The sequence below is a fragment of the Flavonifractor sp. An9 genome (assembly GCF_002161245.1).
Taxonomy (GTDB): domain Bacteria; phylum Bacillota; class Clostridia; order Oscillospirales; family Oscillospiraceae; genus Flavonifractor; species Flavonifractor avicola.
This window is the reverse complement of the sequence record NZ_NFHC01000011.1, coordinates 17,217-31,911: the sequence shown is the minus strand read 5'-3', so window position 1 is coordinate 31,911 and position 14,695 is coordinate 17,217. Positions and strand designations below refer to the sequence as shown.

At 61.4% G+C, this 14,695-nt stretch carries 11 protein-coding genes; 3 read left to right on the top strand and 8 right to left on the bottom strand.

The window, feature by feature from the left end:
- From B5G40_RS08675 to B5G40_RS08640, 8 genes are all read right to left on the bottom strand, one after another.
- A complete protein-coding gene (locus B5G40_RS08675; protein ID WP_087326693.1) occupies window positions 1-3,477 on the bottom strand; it encodes a DNA polymerase III subunit alpha in 3,477 nt (1,158 codons plus the stop codon).
- Window positions 3,478-3,514: 37 nt separating this feature from the next.
- A complete protein-coding gene (gene whiA / locus B5G40_RS08670) occupies window positions 3,515-4,405 on the bottom strand; it encodes a DNA-binding protein WhiA (RefSeq protein ID WP_087399354.1) in 891 nt (296 codons plus the stop codon).
- A 12-nt stretch (window positions 4,406-4,417) separates the two neighbouring features.
- The gene (locus B5G40_RS08665) at window positions 4,418-5,434 is read right to left on the bottom strand and encodes a gluconeogenesis factor YvcK family protein (RefSeq protein WP_087189249.1); all 1,017 of its coding nucleotides are present in this window, start codon (window positions 5,432-5,434) and stop codon (window positions 4,418-4,420) included.
- A gap of 13 nt (window positions 5,435-5,447) precedes the next feature.
- Window positions 5,448-6,308 (bottom strand): RNase adapter RapZ, encoded by an 861-nt coding sequence (gene rapZ, locus B5G40_RS08660; RefSeq protein WP_087399353.1) that lies wholly within the window; start codon window positions 6,306-6,308, stop codon window positions 5,448-5,450.
- A gap of 11 nt (window positions 6,309-6,319) precedes the next feature.
- The gene (gene murB, locus B5G40_RS08655) at window positions 6,320-7,234 is read right to left on the bottom strand and encodes a UDP-N-acetylmuramate dehydrogenase (protein ID WP_087399352.1); all 915 of its coding nucleotides are present in this window, start codon (window positions 7,232-7,234) and stop codon (window positions 6,320-6,322) included.
- 63 nt (window positions 7,235-7,297) lie between these two features.
- On the bottom strand, window positions 7,298-7,996 hold the full coding sequence (locus tag B5G40_RS08650) for a glycoside hydrolase family 25 protein (protein WP_242959340.1): 699 nt from the start codon (window positions 7,994-7,996) through the stop codon (window positions 7,298-7,300).
- A 166-nt stretch (window positions 7,997-8,162) separates the two neighbouring features.
- Complete coding sequence (gene brnQ, locus B5G40_RS08645; RefSeq protein ID WP_087399350.1) at window positions 8,163-9,452, bottom strand: branched-chain amino acid transport system II carrier protein; 1,290 nt, start codon at window positions 9,450-9,452, stop codon at window positions 8,163-8,165.
- Between the two features lie 115 nt (window positions 9,453-9,567).
- Window positions 9,568-9,738: a DUF362 domain-containing protein gene (locus tag B5G40_RS08640; RefSeq protein ID WP_087189254.1), complete on the bottom strand. Its 171-nt coding sequence runs from the start codon at window positions 9,736-9,738 to the stop codon at window positions 9,568-9,570.
- Between the two features lie 328 nt (window positions 9,739-10,066).
- On the opposite strand from B5G40_RS08640, the gene B5G40_RS08630 reads away from it, so the two are divergent.
- The 3 genes from B5G40_RS08630 (at window position 10,067) to malQ (ending at window position 14,640) form a co-directional block, all read left to right on the top strand.
- Entirely contained in the window at window positions 10,067-12,559 is a 2,493-nt protein-coding gene (locus tag B5G40_RS08630) for an ATP-dependent Clp protease ATP-binding subunit (RefSeq protein WP_087326678.1), read from the top strand.
- Window positions 12,544-13,059: a DUF4358 domain-containing protein gene (locus B5G40_RS08625; protein WP_087265544.1), complete on the top strand. Its 516-nt coding sequence runs from the start codon at window positions 12,544-12,546 to the stop codon at window positions 13,057-13,059. The genes B5G40_RS08630 and B5G40_RS08625 overlap by 16 nt, the downstream gene beginning before the upstream one ends.
- Window positions 13,060-13,161: 102 nt before the next feature.
- Window positions 13,162-14,640 (top strand): 4-alpha-glucanotransferase, encoded by a 1,479-nt coding sequence (gene malQ, locus B5G40_RS08620; RefSeq protein WP_087326675.1) that lies wholly within the window; start codon window positions 13,162-13,164, stop codon window positions 14,638-14,640.
- Window positions 14,641-14,695: the final 55 nt, after the last annotated feature.

Below are 14,695 nucleotides of genomic sequence, written 5' to 3'. Positions count from 1 at the left end.
TTACTTCACGACCACATTTTCTCCGCCCAGCAGCTCCTTCAGTTCTTCGACGAGGGCTGGATGGATCACGCAGGGGGTGGACAGCAGCTTGCCGGTATCGGCACAGCGGATCACCAGCTGCTCCGTGCCGGGGAACATGGTGAGTACCAGTTTGATCCTGCGCCAGCGGGAGTCCTCCAGGCTGGGGATACGGATGTATAGCTTTTTGATCTTCAAAGTGGGCTGGTCCGGCTCCTCGTAACCGTCCCGCAGGTGGTCCAGAGGTTGTACCCGGTCACACATGAGCTGGGGGGCCTTTTCGTCCCGGACGGAGATGCGGCCCTCTGCCAGCAGCGGCACATTTTCCTTCAGATAGGGGCCGCACTCGCCCAAAGCCCGGGCAAACACCAGCATCTCCATGGAGCCGGTGTCGTCCTCCAGGGTGACATAGGCCATCAGAGTGTTGTTGCGGGTGGTGCGGGTACGGGAGGCGGACACCACACCGGCAATGGTCACCCGCTGCTCGTCCCGGAAGGTGGTGGGCCCACCCTCCTGGGCGAAGTCGGAGAGAATAGCGCCGATAGAGGCTGCCTTTCGCTTTTTCACCAGGTCCCGGTACTCATCCATGGGGTGACCGGATAGGTACAGGCCGGTGGTTTCCTTCTCCATGGTCATTAGCTCCCGGCGGGAGAACTCAGGGATGTTTTTCAGATTGAGCTGGGGGGCGGACTGGGGCTCGTCTCCGCCGCCGCCGAAGAGGTCAAACTGTCCCTCCAGATTTTTGCGCTTGTTCTGAGCGATGGAGTCCACCAGAGACTCATAGGCGTCCAGCAGCTGGGAGCGGAAGATTCTCATACTGTCAAAAGCGCCGCACTTGATGAGACTCTCCAGCACCCGCTTGTTCAGGTCAGAGTCGAACATCCGCTGACAGAAGTCGGGGAAGGAGGTGAACGCCCCCTTCTTTCGTTCTGTCAGTACGTCATTGATAAAGCCACGGCCCACGCCCTTGACGGCCACCAGACCGAAGCGGATGTGGTCGCCGGACACGGTGAAGTCGGCCCCCGACTCGTTGATGTCCGGGGGGAGGAGAGGAATGCCGCAGTCCTTGCATTCGGCGATGTACTCCGCCACCTTTTCGCTGGAGTCCAGTACCGAGGTGAGGAGGGCGGCCATGTATTCCTTGGTGTAGTGGCACTTGAACCAGGCGGTGTGGTAGGCCACAATGGCGTAGCTCACCGCGTGGGCCTTGTTGAAGGCGTACTGGGCGAAGGCCTCGATCTCGTCATAGATGTCCTCGGCGGTCTGCTGGGGGATGCCGTTTGCCATACAACCGGCAATATTCCGCTCGGGGTCGCCGTGGACAAAGGTGTGCCGCTCCTTCTCGATCTGGGCCTTCTTCTTTTTGGAGATGGCCCGGCGCACCATATCGGCCTGTCCCATAGTGTACCCCGCCAGCCGGCGGAAAATCTCAATGACCTGCTCCTGATACACGATGCAGCCGTAGGTCACCGACAGGATGGGTTCCAGGGCGGGGTGCTTGTATTTCACCTTGTCCGGGTTGTGTTTGCAGGCGATGAACCGGGGGATGGAGTCCATGGGGCCGGGGCGGTAGAGGGCGATAATAGCGGTGATATCCTCGATGTTGTGGGGCTTCAGCCCCACGCACACCCCGGTCATGCCCGCCGACTCCATCTGGAACACGCCGGAGGTCTTGCCGTCGGACAGCATCTGGAATACCTCCGGATCGTTGTCCGGGATGTCGGCCAGAGAGAAGCCGGTACGCTTCTGGGCCACCAATTTCACCGTGTCGTCCAGGATGGTCAGGTTCCGCAGGCCCAGAAAGTCCATTTTCAGGAGGCCAAGCTCCTCCAGGGTGGTCATGACGTACTGGGTGACCACCGACTCGTCGTTTTTGGCCAGAGGTACATAGTCCATCACCGGGCGGCGGGTGATAACCACGCCAGCGGCGTGGGTGGAGGCGTGGCGGGGCATTCCCTCAATGGCCTTGGCGGTGTCGATGAGCTCCTTTACCCGCCCGTCTCCCTCGTAGAGGTCCTTCAGGGGCTTGGACAGCTGGAGGGCCTGGTCCAGGGTGATGTGGAGGGCACCGGGGCCACTGGGTACCTGTTTGGCCACCGCATCCACGTCGGCGTAGGGAATGTTCAGGGCCCGGCCCACGTCCCGGATGGCCCCTCGGGCGGCCATGGTACCAAAGGTGACGATCTGAGCCACGTGGTCCTCGCCGTACTTGCGCTGTACGTACTCAATAACTTCCTGCCGCCGGCGGATGCAGAAGTCGATGTCGATATCGGGCATGGTGACACGTTCCGGGTTGAGGAATCGCTCGAAGTAGAGGGAGTATTTCATGGGGTCCACATCGGTGATGTTCATGCAGTAGGCCACCATGGAGCCTGCCGCCGAGCCGCGGCCGGGGCCCACCGGGATACCCTGGCTTTTAGCATACCCAATAAAGTCGGACACAATCAGGAAGTAGTCCACAAAGCCCATCTGGCGAATGACGCCCATCTCGTAGGCCAGACGGTCCTGGTACCCCTCGGGATTGTCAGGGTAGCGGCGGGCGTACCCCTCCCGGCACAGCTTCTCAAAATAGGCGTCCCCGTCGGTGTAGCCCTCGGGCAGCTTGAATTCCGGCAGGTGATAGGTGCCGAACTGGAAGTCCATATTGCACAGATCGGCGATCTTCAGGGTGTTCTCCACCGCCTCCGGGTAGTCGGGGAAGAGGGCGGCCATCTCCTCAGTGGATTTTACATAGAGCTCACTGGTCTCCATTTTCAGGCGGTTGGGGTCGTCCACCGTCTTGCCCATCTGGATGCACATGAGGGTGTCCTGCATCTGGGCGTCCTCCCGGCGGAGGTAGTGGGCGTCGTTGGTCACCACCAGGGGGATACCGGTCTCCTGGTGGATGCGGATCAGCCCCTGGTTGATGGCGGGGTCATTGGGCAGATTGTGATCCTGGAGCTCCAGGTAATAACCGTCCTCCCCAAAGAGCTCCCGCATTTCAAGGGCGATGGCCTTGGCGCCCTCGTAGTCCCCCGCCAGGATGCGCCGGGGCACCTCGCCGGACTGGCAGGCCGACAGGGCGATGAGTCCGCCGCAATGCTGGCGCAGCAGCTCCTTGTCAATGCGGGGGCGGATGTAGAAGCCTTCGGTAAAGGCGCAGGAGTCCAGGTAGCACAGGTTGCGGTAGCCCTCCTCGTTACGGCAGAGGAGGATCAGATGGTACATGGCGGCATCCAGCTCATGGACCCGGTCGGTACGGCCGCGGGGAGCCACATAGACCTCGCAGCCGATGATGGGCTTGATTCCCTCCGCTTTGCAGGCCTTGTAGAAGTCCACCACGCCGTACATGACCCCGTGGTCGGTGATGGCCACGGCAGGCTGACCCAGCTCCTTCACCCGCTTGACCAGCAGGGGAATGCGGCAGGCGCCGTCCAGCAGGGAAAACTCGGTATGGACGTGCAGGTGGACAAAGGACATGGGGATACCTCCTTGGGGACGTAAAAATAGTGGGTTATTATTTAGAAAGTTCTACCAGCTTGCGCAGGCGGTGATTAAAGGCGGATTTGCTTACCGGCGGATCGCACAGTTCGGCCAGCTGGGACAGGGTGAGCTCCGGGTGGGCCATTCGCAGGTCCACCGCCTCCTTCAGCTTGTCCGGCAGTTCCGCCAGCATACCCCGCTCCTCCAGCCTGTAAATGGCCTCGATCTGGCCCTGGGCGGCATCCACCGCCTTGTCAAGGTTAGCGGCGTCGCAGTTGACCCGGCGGTTGATGCTGCCCCGCAGGTCCTTCTCCGCTTTGGCGTTCATCAGATCCATAGCCGCCAAGGGGGCCCCCATGGCGGTAAGAAAGTCCTCAATGGCGTTGCTCTGCTTAAAGTAGGTGATGGCGTTGGCCTTGCGGCGGCTTTCTTTGGGGGAGAAGCCCATCTCCAGCAGCAGGGCGTGGAGCTCCCGGCTCACCGACAGATGGGAGGTGGCCAGTTCCAGATGATAGCGCTTGGCCGGGTCGGTCACCGAGCCGCCCGCCAGAAAGGCGCCCCGCAGAAAGGCGGTACGGCAGTGATCTTCCTCCAGAACAGCGTAATTGATGTGGTGAACCAGCGCCTCCGCCGGATCATGGCCAAAAACGGACCAGAGGGCGGACAACTTGTCCGGAGCGGTGATGGAAAAGATGCGCTTGCCCGCCCCCTCTGCGGGCAGGCGGTCAAAGCGCACCTGAAAAGCCTTTTGAAACAGTTGGGGCAGCCGGTCGGCAAACTCCGGCGACTCGGTGGTGATACGGACCTCGGTGGGGGTGGACAGGGAGCAGTAGAGCAGTACCCCGTAGGCTTCCGCCTGGGCACAGCACTTCCGGTTGAGGGGGGCGCGGCACAATTCCGCCTTGACCTGAGTGGAAAAGGACATGATACGCCCTCCTTACAGAATCCGGGTGGAGGCCCGCTCCTGGTAGAGATCCATCACCGCGGCGGACAGCCGGGCAAAGGAGTGGCGGGCATAATCCAGTGTTTCAGAGGCCAAAGGACGGGTGACCAGCTCCACCCCCAAGGCTTCAATGGCCTCTTTGTCCACGACGATGGGAGTGGCGTCCTCCTCCTTATACCGCTCCAGCAGGCCGGGACGTACCGGGGCGGAATTGCACAAACAGATATCAATGAGGCAGGGACCGGAGTGGCGCAGCAGGGCCTTCACATGGTCGGAGGCGGTCATGCCCTCGGTCTCGCCGTCCTGAGTCATAATATTGCAGATGTAGATCTTCAGGGCCTTGGAGGCGCATACCGCCTCGGAAATGCCGTCCACCAGCAGATTGGGAATGACACTGGTATACAGGGAGCCGGGCCCCAGCAGGATCAGGTCGGCCTCCTGGATGGCACGGATGGCCTCGGGCAAGGCTTTGGGGTGCTCGGGCAGCAGGCGCACACCCTGGATGCGGCAGTCCTGGGCCTTTTTAAAGTCGCTGATCTTGGATTCGCCCTGGACTCTGGTGCCATTCTCAAAGGTGGCCTCCAATACCACGTCGGCGTTGGTCACAGGCAGTACCCGGCCGGTGATGGCCAGAACCTGACTCATTTTGGATACCGCCTCGTCAAAGGAGCCGGAGATCCCGTTGAGGGCGGCCAGGATCAGATTGCCGAAGGACTGGCCGGTCAGATTGCCGGAACCCTGGGGGAAGCGGTAGGTGAGCAGCTGCTGCATCAAAGGCTCGGCATTGGCCAGGGCTTCCATACAGTGGCGGATGTCTCCCGGAGGGGGCATCCCCAGATCCTGCCGCAGCATACCGGAGCTGCCGCCATCGTCGGCTACGGTGACGATGGCGGTCAGATTCTTGGTGTGGTTTTTCAGACCGCGGAGCATGGTGGACAGACCGGTGCCGCCGCCGATGGCGACGACCTTGGGCCCCTGGGCCCAGCGGCGCTCATAAAAGGACTGATACACGGCGGCTCCTCCTTTATGCCCGGGTCATGTCCCGGTGATTTTCGGTGGCCTGATAGCCCTTCTGCTTGATGTACTCGGCCAGCGCGTGGGTAATGGCGACCGAGCGGTGCTGGCCGCCGGTACAGCCCACGGCGATGACCAGGGCGGCCTTGCCCTCCGCCACATAGAGGGGGAGAAGAAAACCGATGAGGTTTTCCAGATAAGTCATGAAGTCGGTGGTCTGCCGGTATCCGAAAACAAAATCGTACACACCATCATCCAGTCCGGTCTGGTGGCGCAGCTCGGCAATGTAATAGGGATTGGGCAGGAAGCGTACGTCAAACACCAGATCGGCCTCGATGGGGATACCGTACTTGAAGCCGAAGGAGATGACGCTGACGCTCATCTCGGGGGTATCGCCACCGTGACCGAAGAGGCGCAGCACCTCCCCCCGCAGCTTGGCGGTGGAGAGAGCGGAGGTGTCGATGATGTATTCCGCCCGCTGGCGGACAGGGGAGAGGACGGTGCGCTCCAGCCTGACGGCCTCGTCCAGGGAGTGGGCGGAGCTGGCCAGGGGGTGGCTGCGCCGGGTCTCCTTGTACCGCTTGATGATGGCCTCCACGCTGGCCTCCACAAAGAGGATCTTATACTCGCACCCCATCTCCTGGAGGGCGTCCAGGGCGGAGAACAGCCCGTCAAAGGTCTGACCGCCCCGGATGTCGGTGACCAGAGCTACCCGGTCATACCGGGAGGGATTTGCCATACACAGCTCGGCAAATTTGGGGATCAGGGGGGCGGGCATATTGTCGACCACATAAAAGCCGATATCCTCCAGGAAGGAGGCGGTTTTACTCTTGCCTGCGCCGGACAGGCCGGAAATAATAATAAAATCCATAGGAACTCACCTCAAAAACCCAAAAACTTCACTTCTGGTTCCAAAGCAATGCCGGTCTCGCGGAGTACGGTGTTCTGGATCAGCTCCATCAGTCGGCGTACATCGTCGGCGGTGGCCCCACCGCGGTTGACGACAAAGCCGGCGTGCTTTTCCGATACCTGGGCACCGCCCACGCCCACGCCTTTCAGGCCGCACTGCTCAATGAGAGCGGCGGCAAAGTGGCCCTCGGGGCGTTTGAAGGTACTGCCCGCGCTGGGCAGGTCCAGGGGCTGCTTGGAACGGCGCTTTTGGGCCAACTCATCCATTTTGGCTTTGATTGCAGCGGGGTCTCCGGGGGTGAGGGCAAACTCAGCCTCCAGAATGAGCCATTCCGGATGGTCGGTAAACAGGCTGTGCCGGTAGGTGAGAGCGCACTCCTCCACAGGCAGAGTGACCTCATCTCCAGCCTCGTTGAGGAAGGTGACGGAGGTCAGAACCTGAACCAGCTCGCCGCCGTAGGCGCCGGCGTTCATGGTGACGCCGCCTCCCAGGGTACCGGGGATGCCGTGGGCAAACTCCAGGCCGGTCAGGCCTCTGCCCAGGGCCGCCATGGCCAGCCGGGCCAGGGGAATACCGCTCTCCGCCCACAGACGGTGGTTTACCTCCCGCACATCATCCAACCCGGAGGTTTTCAGGACAAAACCGTTATACCCCTGATCGGACACCAGGAGGTCGCTGCCGTTGCCCAGAAAGAAAGGGGAGATGTCCAGCTCTTTGGCCGCCTGAACCGCGGCGACGGCCTCCTTCCGGCTTCTGGGCAGGGCGATCAGCCGGGCGGGACCGCCGATGCGGAAGGTGGTATAGGACGACATAGGCTCCTGCTCCCGCAGTTCCAGCTGAGGGACACGGCGGCGCAGTTCCTGAATCAGAGTATCAAAACGGTCCATAGGGGCCTCCTTACAGTTTTGCATACTGGTATTATATCAAAAAGAGGGGGAAATTAGAAGTTCTTATCCCAGGCCAAAGGCATCAAACTCCGCCTGGCTGCCCCGGAATACGTTCAGATCAATAAGGGGCTGAGCGCCGGTATAGCCTTCCAGTTTTGCGGAGTGGGAGTACTGCCAAAAGTGCCACCGGGGAACCAGAGGGAACACCGTGGGACTGGAGCACCACACCGGATAATCCGCATATTTGGCGTCGGTGAGGTAGCTGTAGTAGGAGCGGTAGGTTACATAGAGAATGGGCTTGACTCCGTAATGCGCCTCCAGCCGTGCCAGCAGAGGGTCCAGAATGCTCTGGACCTGGGCTTTCTCCGGCGGATTCTCCAGGTATTCGCCGTAAAATTCAATATCCACCACCGGAGGCAATGCCCCATCGGTGACCGGGACCATGGAAATAAAGTTGTCAGCCTGGGTCTCCCCGGGGCTGTCATAGCTGAGGAAGTGGTAGGTGCCGGGCCGGACTCCGGCTTCCAGGGAGCCGTTCCAGTTGGAGGCAAACTGCTTGTCCTGAAGGAGGGAACCTTCCGTAGCCTTGATAAAGGCAAAATCTACCCCCTGGCTGGCCAGGGCGTGCCAGTCCACCGTCCCCTGATAGGAGGATACGTCCACACCGAATACCTCCCACTGGTCCGGGTTGGATTCGTGGGAGTACAGGATCAGCCCGCGCCAGCGCAGGAAGAAAAAGCCCAGCAGGAGGATTGCTCCCACCAGAAGAAGGATCAATATCGTGCGCCGCAGAATGCGGAAAACTCGTCTCAAAAAGCATCACCAAACAGGATAGGGATTCAATAGACAATATGATACCCGTATGCGTGGGAAAAGGCAAGCAAAAACCAACGGGATACCGCGTTGGCGGTATCCCGTTTGGGAAAGGTTACTGCTTTTTAGGGGACAGAAGCAGACCAAGCAGGATGCCCACAACGGCGGGGAGTACCCAGCCCAGCCCCATGGAAGCCAGAGGCACATAGGTCAGGAAGGAGAGGGGGAGGCCAATGCCCTGGAGGGCATAGAGCAGGCTGGCCACGCCGGTAAACAGAATGGCCACCGGATAGACCAGCCGCTCTCCTTCCAGCCAGCGCTGGAAGAAGGATAGGGCAATGAGCACAATAGCCATGGGGTAGAGCACCCCCAGCACGGGGGCGGAAACGGAAATGATCTGGGCCAGACCGGCATTGGAGATCACCATGCTGACCACGGCAAACAGAATTGCCCAGCCCCGGTAGCTGAGACGGGGGAAGAGCTTGTGGAAGAACTCGCCGCAGGAGCTGATCAGACCGACGCACACATTGAAGCAGGCGATGATGAAGATGGCGGCCAGCAGGGCGTTACCCAGAGGACCAAACAGCAGACCCACCACATTGGTGAGAGCGGCAGCACCGTCGGTGGGGGTGGGGACTGCGCCGCCGGACAGCGCGCCGATGTGCGCCAGCATGGCATAGACCACCAGCAGCATGGCCCCGGCAATGAAGCCGGAGCGGATGGTGCCTTTGACCACAGCTTTGTCCTCCCTGACTCCTCTGGCCTGGATATTCACCGCGATCACAATACCAAAGGCCAGCGCGGCAATGGTGTCCATGGTCTGGTAGCCCTCCAGGAAGCCCTTGACCACCGGGTGGGTCACATAGTCGCCGGAGGCAGCTCCATAGCCGGACAGGGGGTTGACCAGGCAGCCGGCAAAGGTGACCACGATGAGGAGCACCAGGATGGGGCAGAGGATCTTGCCCAGCCGGTCGGTGAGCTTTTCCGGCCGCAGGGCAATGACCAGAGCGGCGGCAAAGAACACCAGAGAGTAGATCAGCCGGAAGAGGGACAGAGGAGCATCCGGTCCGGCAAATGGGGGCACCGCCATCTCAAAGGAGGTGGTGGCGGTACGGGGAATGGCCAGGCAGGGACCGATAGCCAGATAGGCGGCGATGGTAAAGGCCTTGGAAAAGAGAGGATGGACCCGACTGCACAGGGTATCCAGACCACCGGCGCGGGCCACTGCCACTACGCCCAGCACCGGCAGGCCAACAGCGCTGATGGCCAGGCCCAGAAATGCGGGCCAAGTGGCGGTTCCGGCCTGGGCGGCAATGCCGGGCGGGAAGATCAGATTGCCTGCTCCGAAAAACATGGAGAACAGCGTGAGGCCCACCAGAAGCAGGCTTTTGCCCTTAAGCTGCATAATATCCTCTCTTTCTGCGGGAGAGGGCCTTACCGGCCCCAATGTGGATTTGGTATGGAAGTAAAAACAGCGGCATACCAGTGGTATGCCGCTGTTTTCTTACGTAGTGCGTCAATTAGCCCTGGGAAATAGCACCCGTGGGGCAGGTGTCGGCACAAGTACCGCAATCGATGCAGGAACCGGCGTCGATCACGTAGTGGTCATCGCCCTGAGCGATAGCACCGACGGGGCAAGCGCCCTCGCAAGCGCCACAGCTCACGCAAGCGTCGCTGATGACATAGGCCATTGGATACACCTCCAAACTTCAAAGCTAACGATATTGTATCATAACTTTTCAAAATTGCAATGCTAAAATGTGTGTACCATGGGTATATTTTTTTCTGGCGGGAAAAATGATAACTGCGATGCGCAGCCGGAAGGGAGCGATCCGATGGACAGAACATCGAGGTTCCGCATGGAAGCGGCAGGGGATCTGACCCCTGAGCTGAACGGGGCTCCGTGCAGCGGGGCCCATCCGCATAGAACAAAGGAAAAGGGGCGTGGCACAAGGTATGAAGCCCGTCAAGAAAAAACGCAGGCTCTTCCCCTGGAGGAAGGGATGGCGAAGCGCCGGCATGAATGAGACCCGGTTTACCCAGCGGGCCCAGGCCGCGCTTCGGCTGGCTCAGGAGAGCGCGGCGGAGCTGGGCCATGGCTATGTGGGCAGCGAGCACCTGCTGCTGGGGCTGGCTGGGGAGGGCCGTGGCGTGGCCTCCAAGGTGCTTTTGGCCGCCGGCCTGGAGCCGGAGAAGCTGAAAAAGACCGTGGCCCAGCTGGTGGGGGTGGGTACGCCGGGCGCTGCCCCCTCCCAGGGACTGACCCCACGGTGCAAGAAGATCATTGAACTCTCCCTCACCGAGGCGGTGCGTCTGGGCCACCAGTATGTGGGCACGGAGCACCTGCTGCTGGGTATCCTCCGTGAGGGGGACGGCGTGGCGGTCCGGGTGCTGGACGCCGCTGGGGTGGAGCCCCGCCGTCTGCGGGGCGACCTGTCCGCCGCCATGGGAGGGGAGGCGCCGCCGCCTCCCTCCTTTCGGGGCAGCGGCAAGCCCCGTACCGAGCGGGATTATCCCGGCGAGTCCAAGGTGCTGGAGCAGTTTGCACGGGACCTGACCCGGTTGGCGGCTGGCGGTCAGCTGGACCCGGTGGTGGGGCGGGACAAGGAGATCCGGCGGGTGATCCAGATCCTGTCCCGGCGGCAGAAGAACAACCCTGCCCTCATCGGAGAACCTGGCGTGGGCAAGACGGCGGTGGCCGAAGGCCTGGCCCGAATGATGGTGGCCGGAGAGGTACCGGAGGAGCTGCAGCGCAAGCGGCTCATCTCCCTGGACCTGTCCGCCATGGTGGCGGGGACCAAGTACCGGGGCGAGTTTGAGGAACGGGTCAAAAACGTCATGTCCGAGGTTCGACGGGTGGGGGATGTAATCCTCTTCATTGACGAGCTCCATAACATTGTAGGGGCAGGCTCCGCCGAGGGGGCCATCGACGCGGCCAATATCATCAAGCCTGCTCTGGGCCGGGGAGAGATCCAGGTCATCGGCGCCACAACCACCGAGGAGTACCGCAAATATATTGAAAAAGATGCGGCCCTGGAGCGGCGGTTTCAGCCGGTACTGGTGGGAGAGCCCGATCAGAAGACGGCGGAGGCCATCCTCTTTGGCCTGCGGGATCGGTATGAGGCCCACCACCGCATCACCATCAGCGATGGGGCGATCACCGCTGCTGTGGCCCTGTCCAGTCGGTATATCGGGGATCGCCGCCTGCCTGACAAGGCCATCGATCTCATGGATGAGGCGGCGGCCCGGGTGCGGCTGGACCGGCTGGCGGCCCCTCCCGATCTGCGGGAACTGGAGAGCAAGGTGGCCCGGGCCAGAGGGGAAAAGGAGGAGGCCATCCGCAGCCAGGACTTTGAGAAGGCCGCCATGCTCCGGGACGCGGAGGAGGATTTCCGCCGGGAGCTGGACCAGCAGAAGGCCCTGTGGCGGGCAGGCCAGAATACCGGCGCCGTGACCGCCGAGGATGTAGCGGCGGTGGTATCGGGGTGGACCGGCATCCCGGTCACCACCCTGACCCAGGCCGAGAGCGATCGCCTGCTCAAGCTGGAGGAGGACCTCCACCGCCGGGTGGTGGGACAGGAGGAAGCCGTCAAGGCGGTGGCCCGGGCGGTGCGCCGGGGCCGGGTGGGCTTGAAGGAGCCGGAGCGGCCCACTGGCTGCTTCCTGTTCCTGGGTCCCACCGGCGTGGGTAAGACGGAACTGAGCCGTGCCCTGGCGGGGGCCCTCTTCGGCAGCGAGGAAGCCCTGTTTCGATTTGATATGTCGGAGTATATGGAAAAGCACGCCATCTCCCGGCTCATCGGCTCCCCGCCGGGCTATGTAGGCCATGAGGAGGGAGGACAGCTCACCGAGAAGGTGCGGCGGCGGCCTTACTGTGTGGTGCTCTTTGATGAGATCGAGAAGGCTCACCCTGACGTGTGGGGCATTCTGCTCCAGATCATGGAGGACGGTGTGGTCACCGACTCCCAGGGCCGCAAAGCCGACTTCCGCAACGCGGTGGTGGTGCTTACCTCCAACGTAGGTGCGGCCAAGATTACCGCAAAGGGCAGCAAACTGGGCTTTTCCGCTGCCGAGCACCGGGACGGTGAGACCCGCACCCCGGAGGAATTGCGCAGTGCAGTGCTGGAGGATTTGAAAAAGGTATTTCGACCGGAATTTCTCAACCGTCTGGACGAGACCATCGTCTTTACCCAGCTGGGCCGCAGCGAAATCAAAGCCATTGCCTGCCGCCTGCTGTCCCAGGTGGGGGAGCGGCTCAAAGCCCTTGGGGTGACGCTCACCTGGACTGACGGGGCGCTGGAGGTGCTGGCCAGGCTGGGATTCGACCCTGACTATGGGGCACGGCCTCTTCGCCGGGCCATCCGTACCCAAATAGAGGACCCGGCAGCCGAACTGCTGCTGGGCGGCAAGGTTGGCCGGGGAGATACCCTGGTGGTGGATCAGGCCGGTAAAAGTCTGACCCTGCACAGACAGGAAGCAGAAAAGGAGAAGGAACCATGCGAAAACAACTGATGATCCCTCTGGCGCTTCTGATGCTCGTCATGGCGGGCTGCGGAGACAAACAGGAGGAGAAAAAAGACCTGACGGCGGAGGAAAGGACTGTGCTCTATCAATCCGCCATTGAAAACGCCAGGGATGCGGAAATGAACGAGGCGGTGCCTGCCATAACCTCGGAAGAGGCGGATCTGGCTCCCGCCATCTTTGGCCTGATTGGTGTGACGGAGGGGGATATGCAGGCCTATGCCATTGCCATCTCTCCCGTCAATGTCAAGGCCTATGGCATTTCGGCCATTCTGCCCGCCGAGGGCCGGGAGGCCGTGGTGGTGGACGGATTGCAGGCCTTTATTGACCGACAGAAGAGCAATTTCCAGACCTACCTGGCCGATCAGTATGCCATCGCGGAAAAAGCCAGGCTGGAAACCCTGGAGGACGGCACAGTGCTGATGGTTATGTGTGAGGATTCCGACCAGGTGCTGGACACCATTAAAACGGCCATAGAGGCCGGTACCTGATCAGAGGGCAACCCTTGAAAGCAGCGGCTTTCAAGGGTTGCGGCTTTTTCGGGGATGTAATATAATAGGAACGTCCGTAATCAATGAAGTGGAGGCCTGTTTATGCAAGCAAGAGCCAGCGGGATCCTGCTTCCCGTATTCTCCCTGCCGGGGCCTTACGGCATCGGCACGCTGGGCAAGCCGGCCCGGCAGTTTATCGACTTTTTGGCGGCTGGAGGTCAGAAATTCTGGCAGATCCTGCCTCTGGTACCGCCGGGCGGGGGTAATTCCCCCTATATGTCCCCCTCGTCCTTTGCCGGAAACCCCCTGTTTCTGGATCTGGATGAGCTGGCGGAGGAGGGACTGCTGACCCAGGATGAACTGCGGTCTGCCTGCCGGGACAATCCGGACCGGGTGGATTATGCCTGGCTTCACGAGACGCGGCTGCCTCTGCTGCGGAAGGCGTTTGAGCGGGGACGTGCAAAGTATGCCGCTCAGCTCAAGGAATTTGAAGAACAGGAGGGGGACTGGCTGCCCGATTACGCCCTCTTTTTGGCGCTGAGGGAGCACTTCGGCGGCAAGGAACTGGCTGACTGGCCTGACGAAGTTCGACTGCGTCAACCCAAGGCCATGGAGCAGTACCGGGTGGAACTGGCGGAGGCGTGCGCCTTCCAGGTTTTCCTGCAATATCTGTTCTTCCGCCAGTGGAAGGCGGTTAAGACCTATGCCAACTCCAAGGGTGTTTCCATCATCGGGGATCTGCCCATCTATGTCTCTCCCGACAGCGCCGAGGTATGGGGCAATCCGGAACTTTTCCAGCTGAAAAAGGATATGCGCCCCTCCGGCGTGGCCGGTGTGCCGCCGGATGCCTTCTCTGACAAGGGCCAGCATTGGGGCAACCCTCTGTACGACTGGGATTATCACAAAAAGACCGATTTTGCCTGGTGGAAACGCCGGGGCGCCCATATGGCCCGGTTGTACGACGTGGTACGTATCGACCATTTCCGGGCCTTCCATACTTACTGGTCCATCCCCGTGGGAGCCAAGGATGCCCGGGAGGGCCACTGGGAGAAGGGGCCGGGCAACGACCTGTTGGACGTGCTGAAAAACGTACCCGGCCTGGCCCTAATCGCTGAGGATCTGGGGGACCTGGACGCCGACGCCCTGGCCTACATCGCCCAGAGCGGCCTGCCTGGCATGAAGGTGCTGGTCTATGCCTTCGACCCGGTGGGGGAGAGCGCATATCTGCCCCACAACTGCCCCCGGGACGCGGTGATGTATACCGGCACCCACGACACTCCCACCTTTGTCCAGTGGCTCTTTACCGAGGCTAACCCGGACGAGCGGCAGTACGCCTTCGACTACCTGCGGCTGCGGGAGGATGAGGGCTTCGGCTGGGGTGCTGTGTGCGGGGCCTGGATGTCTCCGTGCCGGCTGGCCATCGCTCCTTTCCAGGACCTGCTGGGCCTGGGTGGGGACGCCCGGGTCAACGCCCCCGGCACTTTGGGAGATCAGAACTGGTCCTGGCGGGTGCGCGCCGATGCCCTTAATCCAACGGTATCTGGAAAGCTGGCCGGGATCACCCGTACGTATCGGAGATAACGTCAAAAACTGCCTGCCGCAGTCCTGCGGCAGGCAGTTTTTTGCTTATTGGGAA

What these genes read in the sequence shown, in the direction of transcription:
- B5G40_RS08675 (WP_087326693.1), bottom strand. Translation starts at nt 3,477, where the DNA reads ATGTCCTTTGTCCACCTGCACGTCCATACCGAGTTTTCCCTGCTGGAC.
- whiA (WP_087399354.1), bottom strand. Translation starts at nt 4,405, where the DNA reads ATGTCCTTTTCCACTCAGGTCAAGGCGGAATTGTGCCGCGCCCCCCTC.
- rapZ (WP_087399353.1), bottom strand. Translation starts at nt 6,308, where the DNA reads ATGGATTTTATTATTATTTCCGGCCTGTCCGGCGCAGGCAAGAGTAAA.
- murB (WP_087399352.1), bottom strand. Translation starts at nt 7,234, where the DNA reads ATGGACCGTTTTGATACTCTGATTCAGGAACTGCGCCGCCGTGTCCCT.
- brnQ (WP_087399350.1), bottom strand. Translation starts at nt 9,452, where the DNA reads ATGCAGCTTAAGGGCAAAAGCCTGCTTCTGGTGGGCCTCACGCTGTTC.
- B5G40_RS08640 (WP_087189254.1), bottom strand. Translation starts at nt 9,738, where the DNA reads ATGGCCTATGTCATCAGCGACGCTTGCGTGAGCTGTGGCGCTTGCGAG.
- B5G40_RS08630 (WP_087326678.1), top strand. Translation starts at nt 10,067, where the DNA reads ATGAATGAGACCCGGTTTACCCAGCGGGCCCAGGCCGCGCTTCGGCTG.
- B5G40_RS08625 (WP_087265544.1), top strand. Translation starts at nt 12,544, where the DNA reads ATGCGAAAACAACTGATGATCCCTCTGGCGCTTCTGATGCTCGTCATG.
- malQ (WP_087326675.1), top strand. Translation starts at nt 13,162, where the DNA reads ATGCAAGCAAGAGCCAGCGGGATCCTGCTTCCCGTATTCTCCCTGCCG.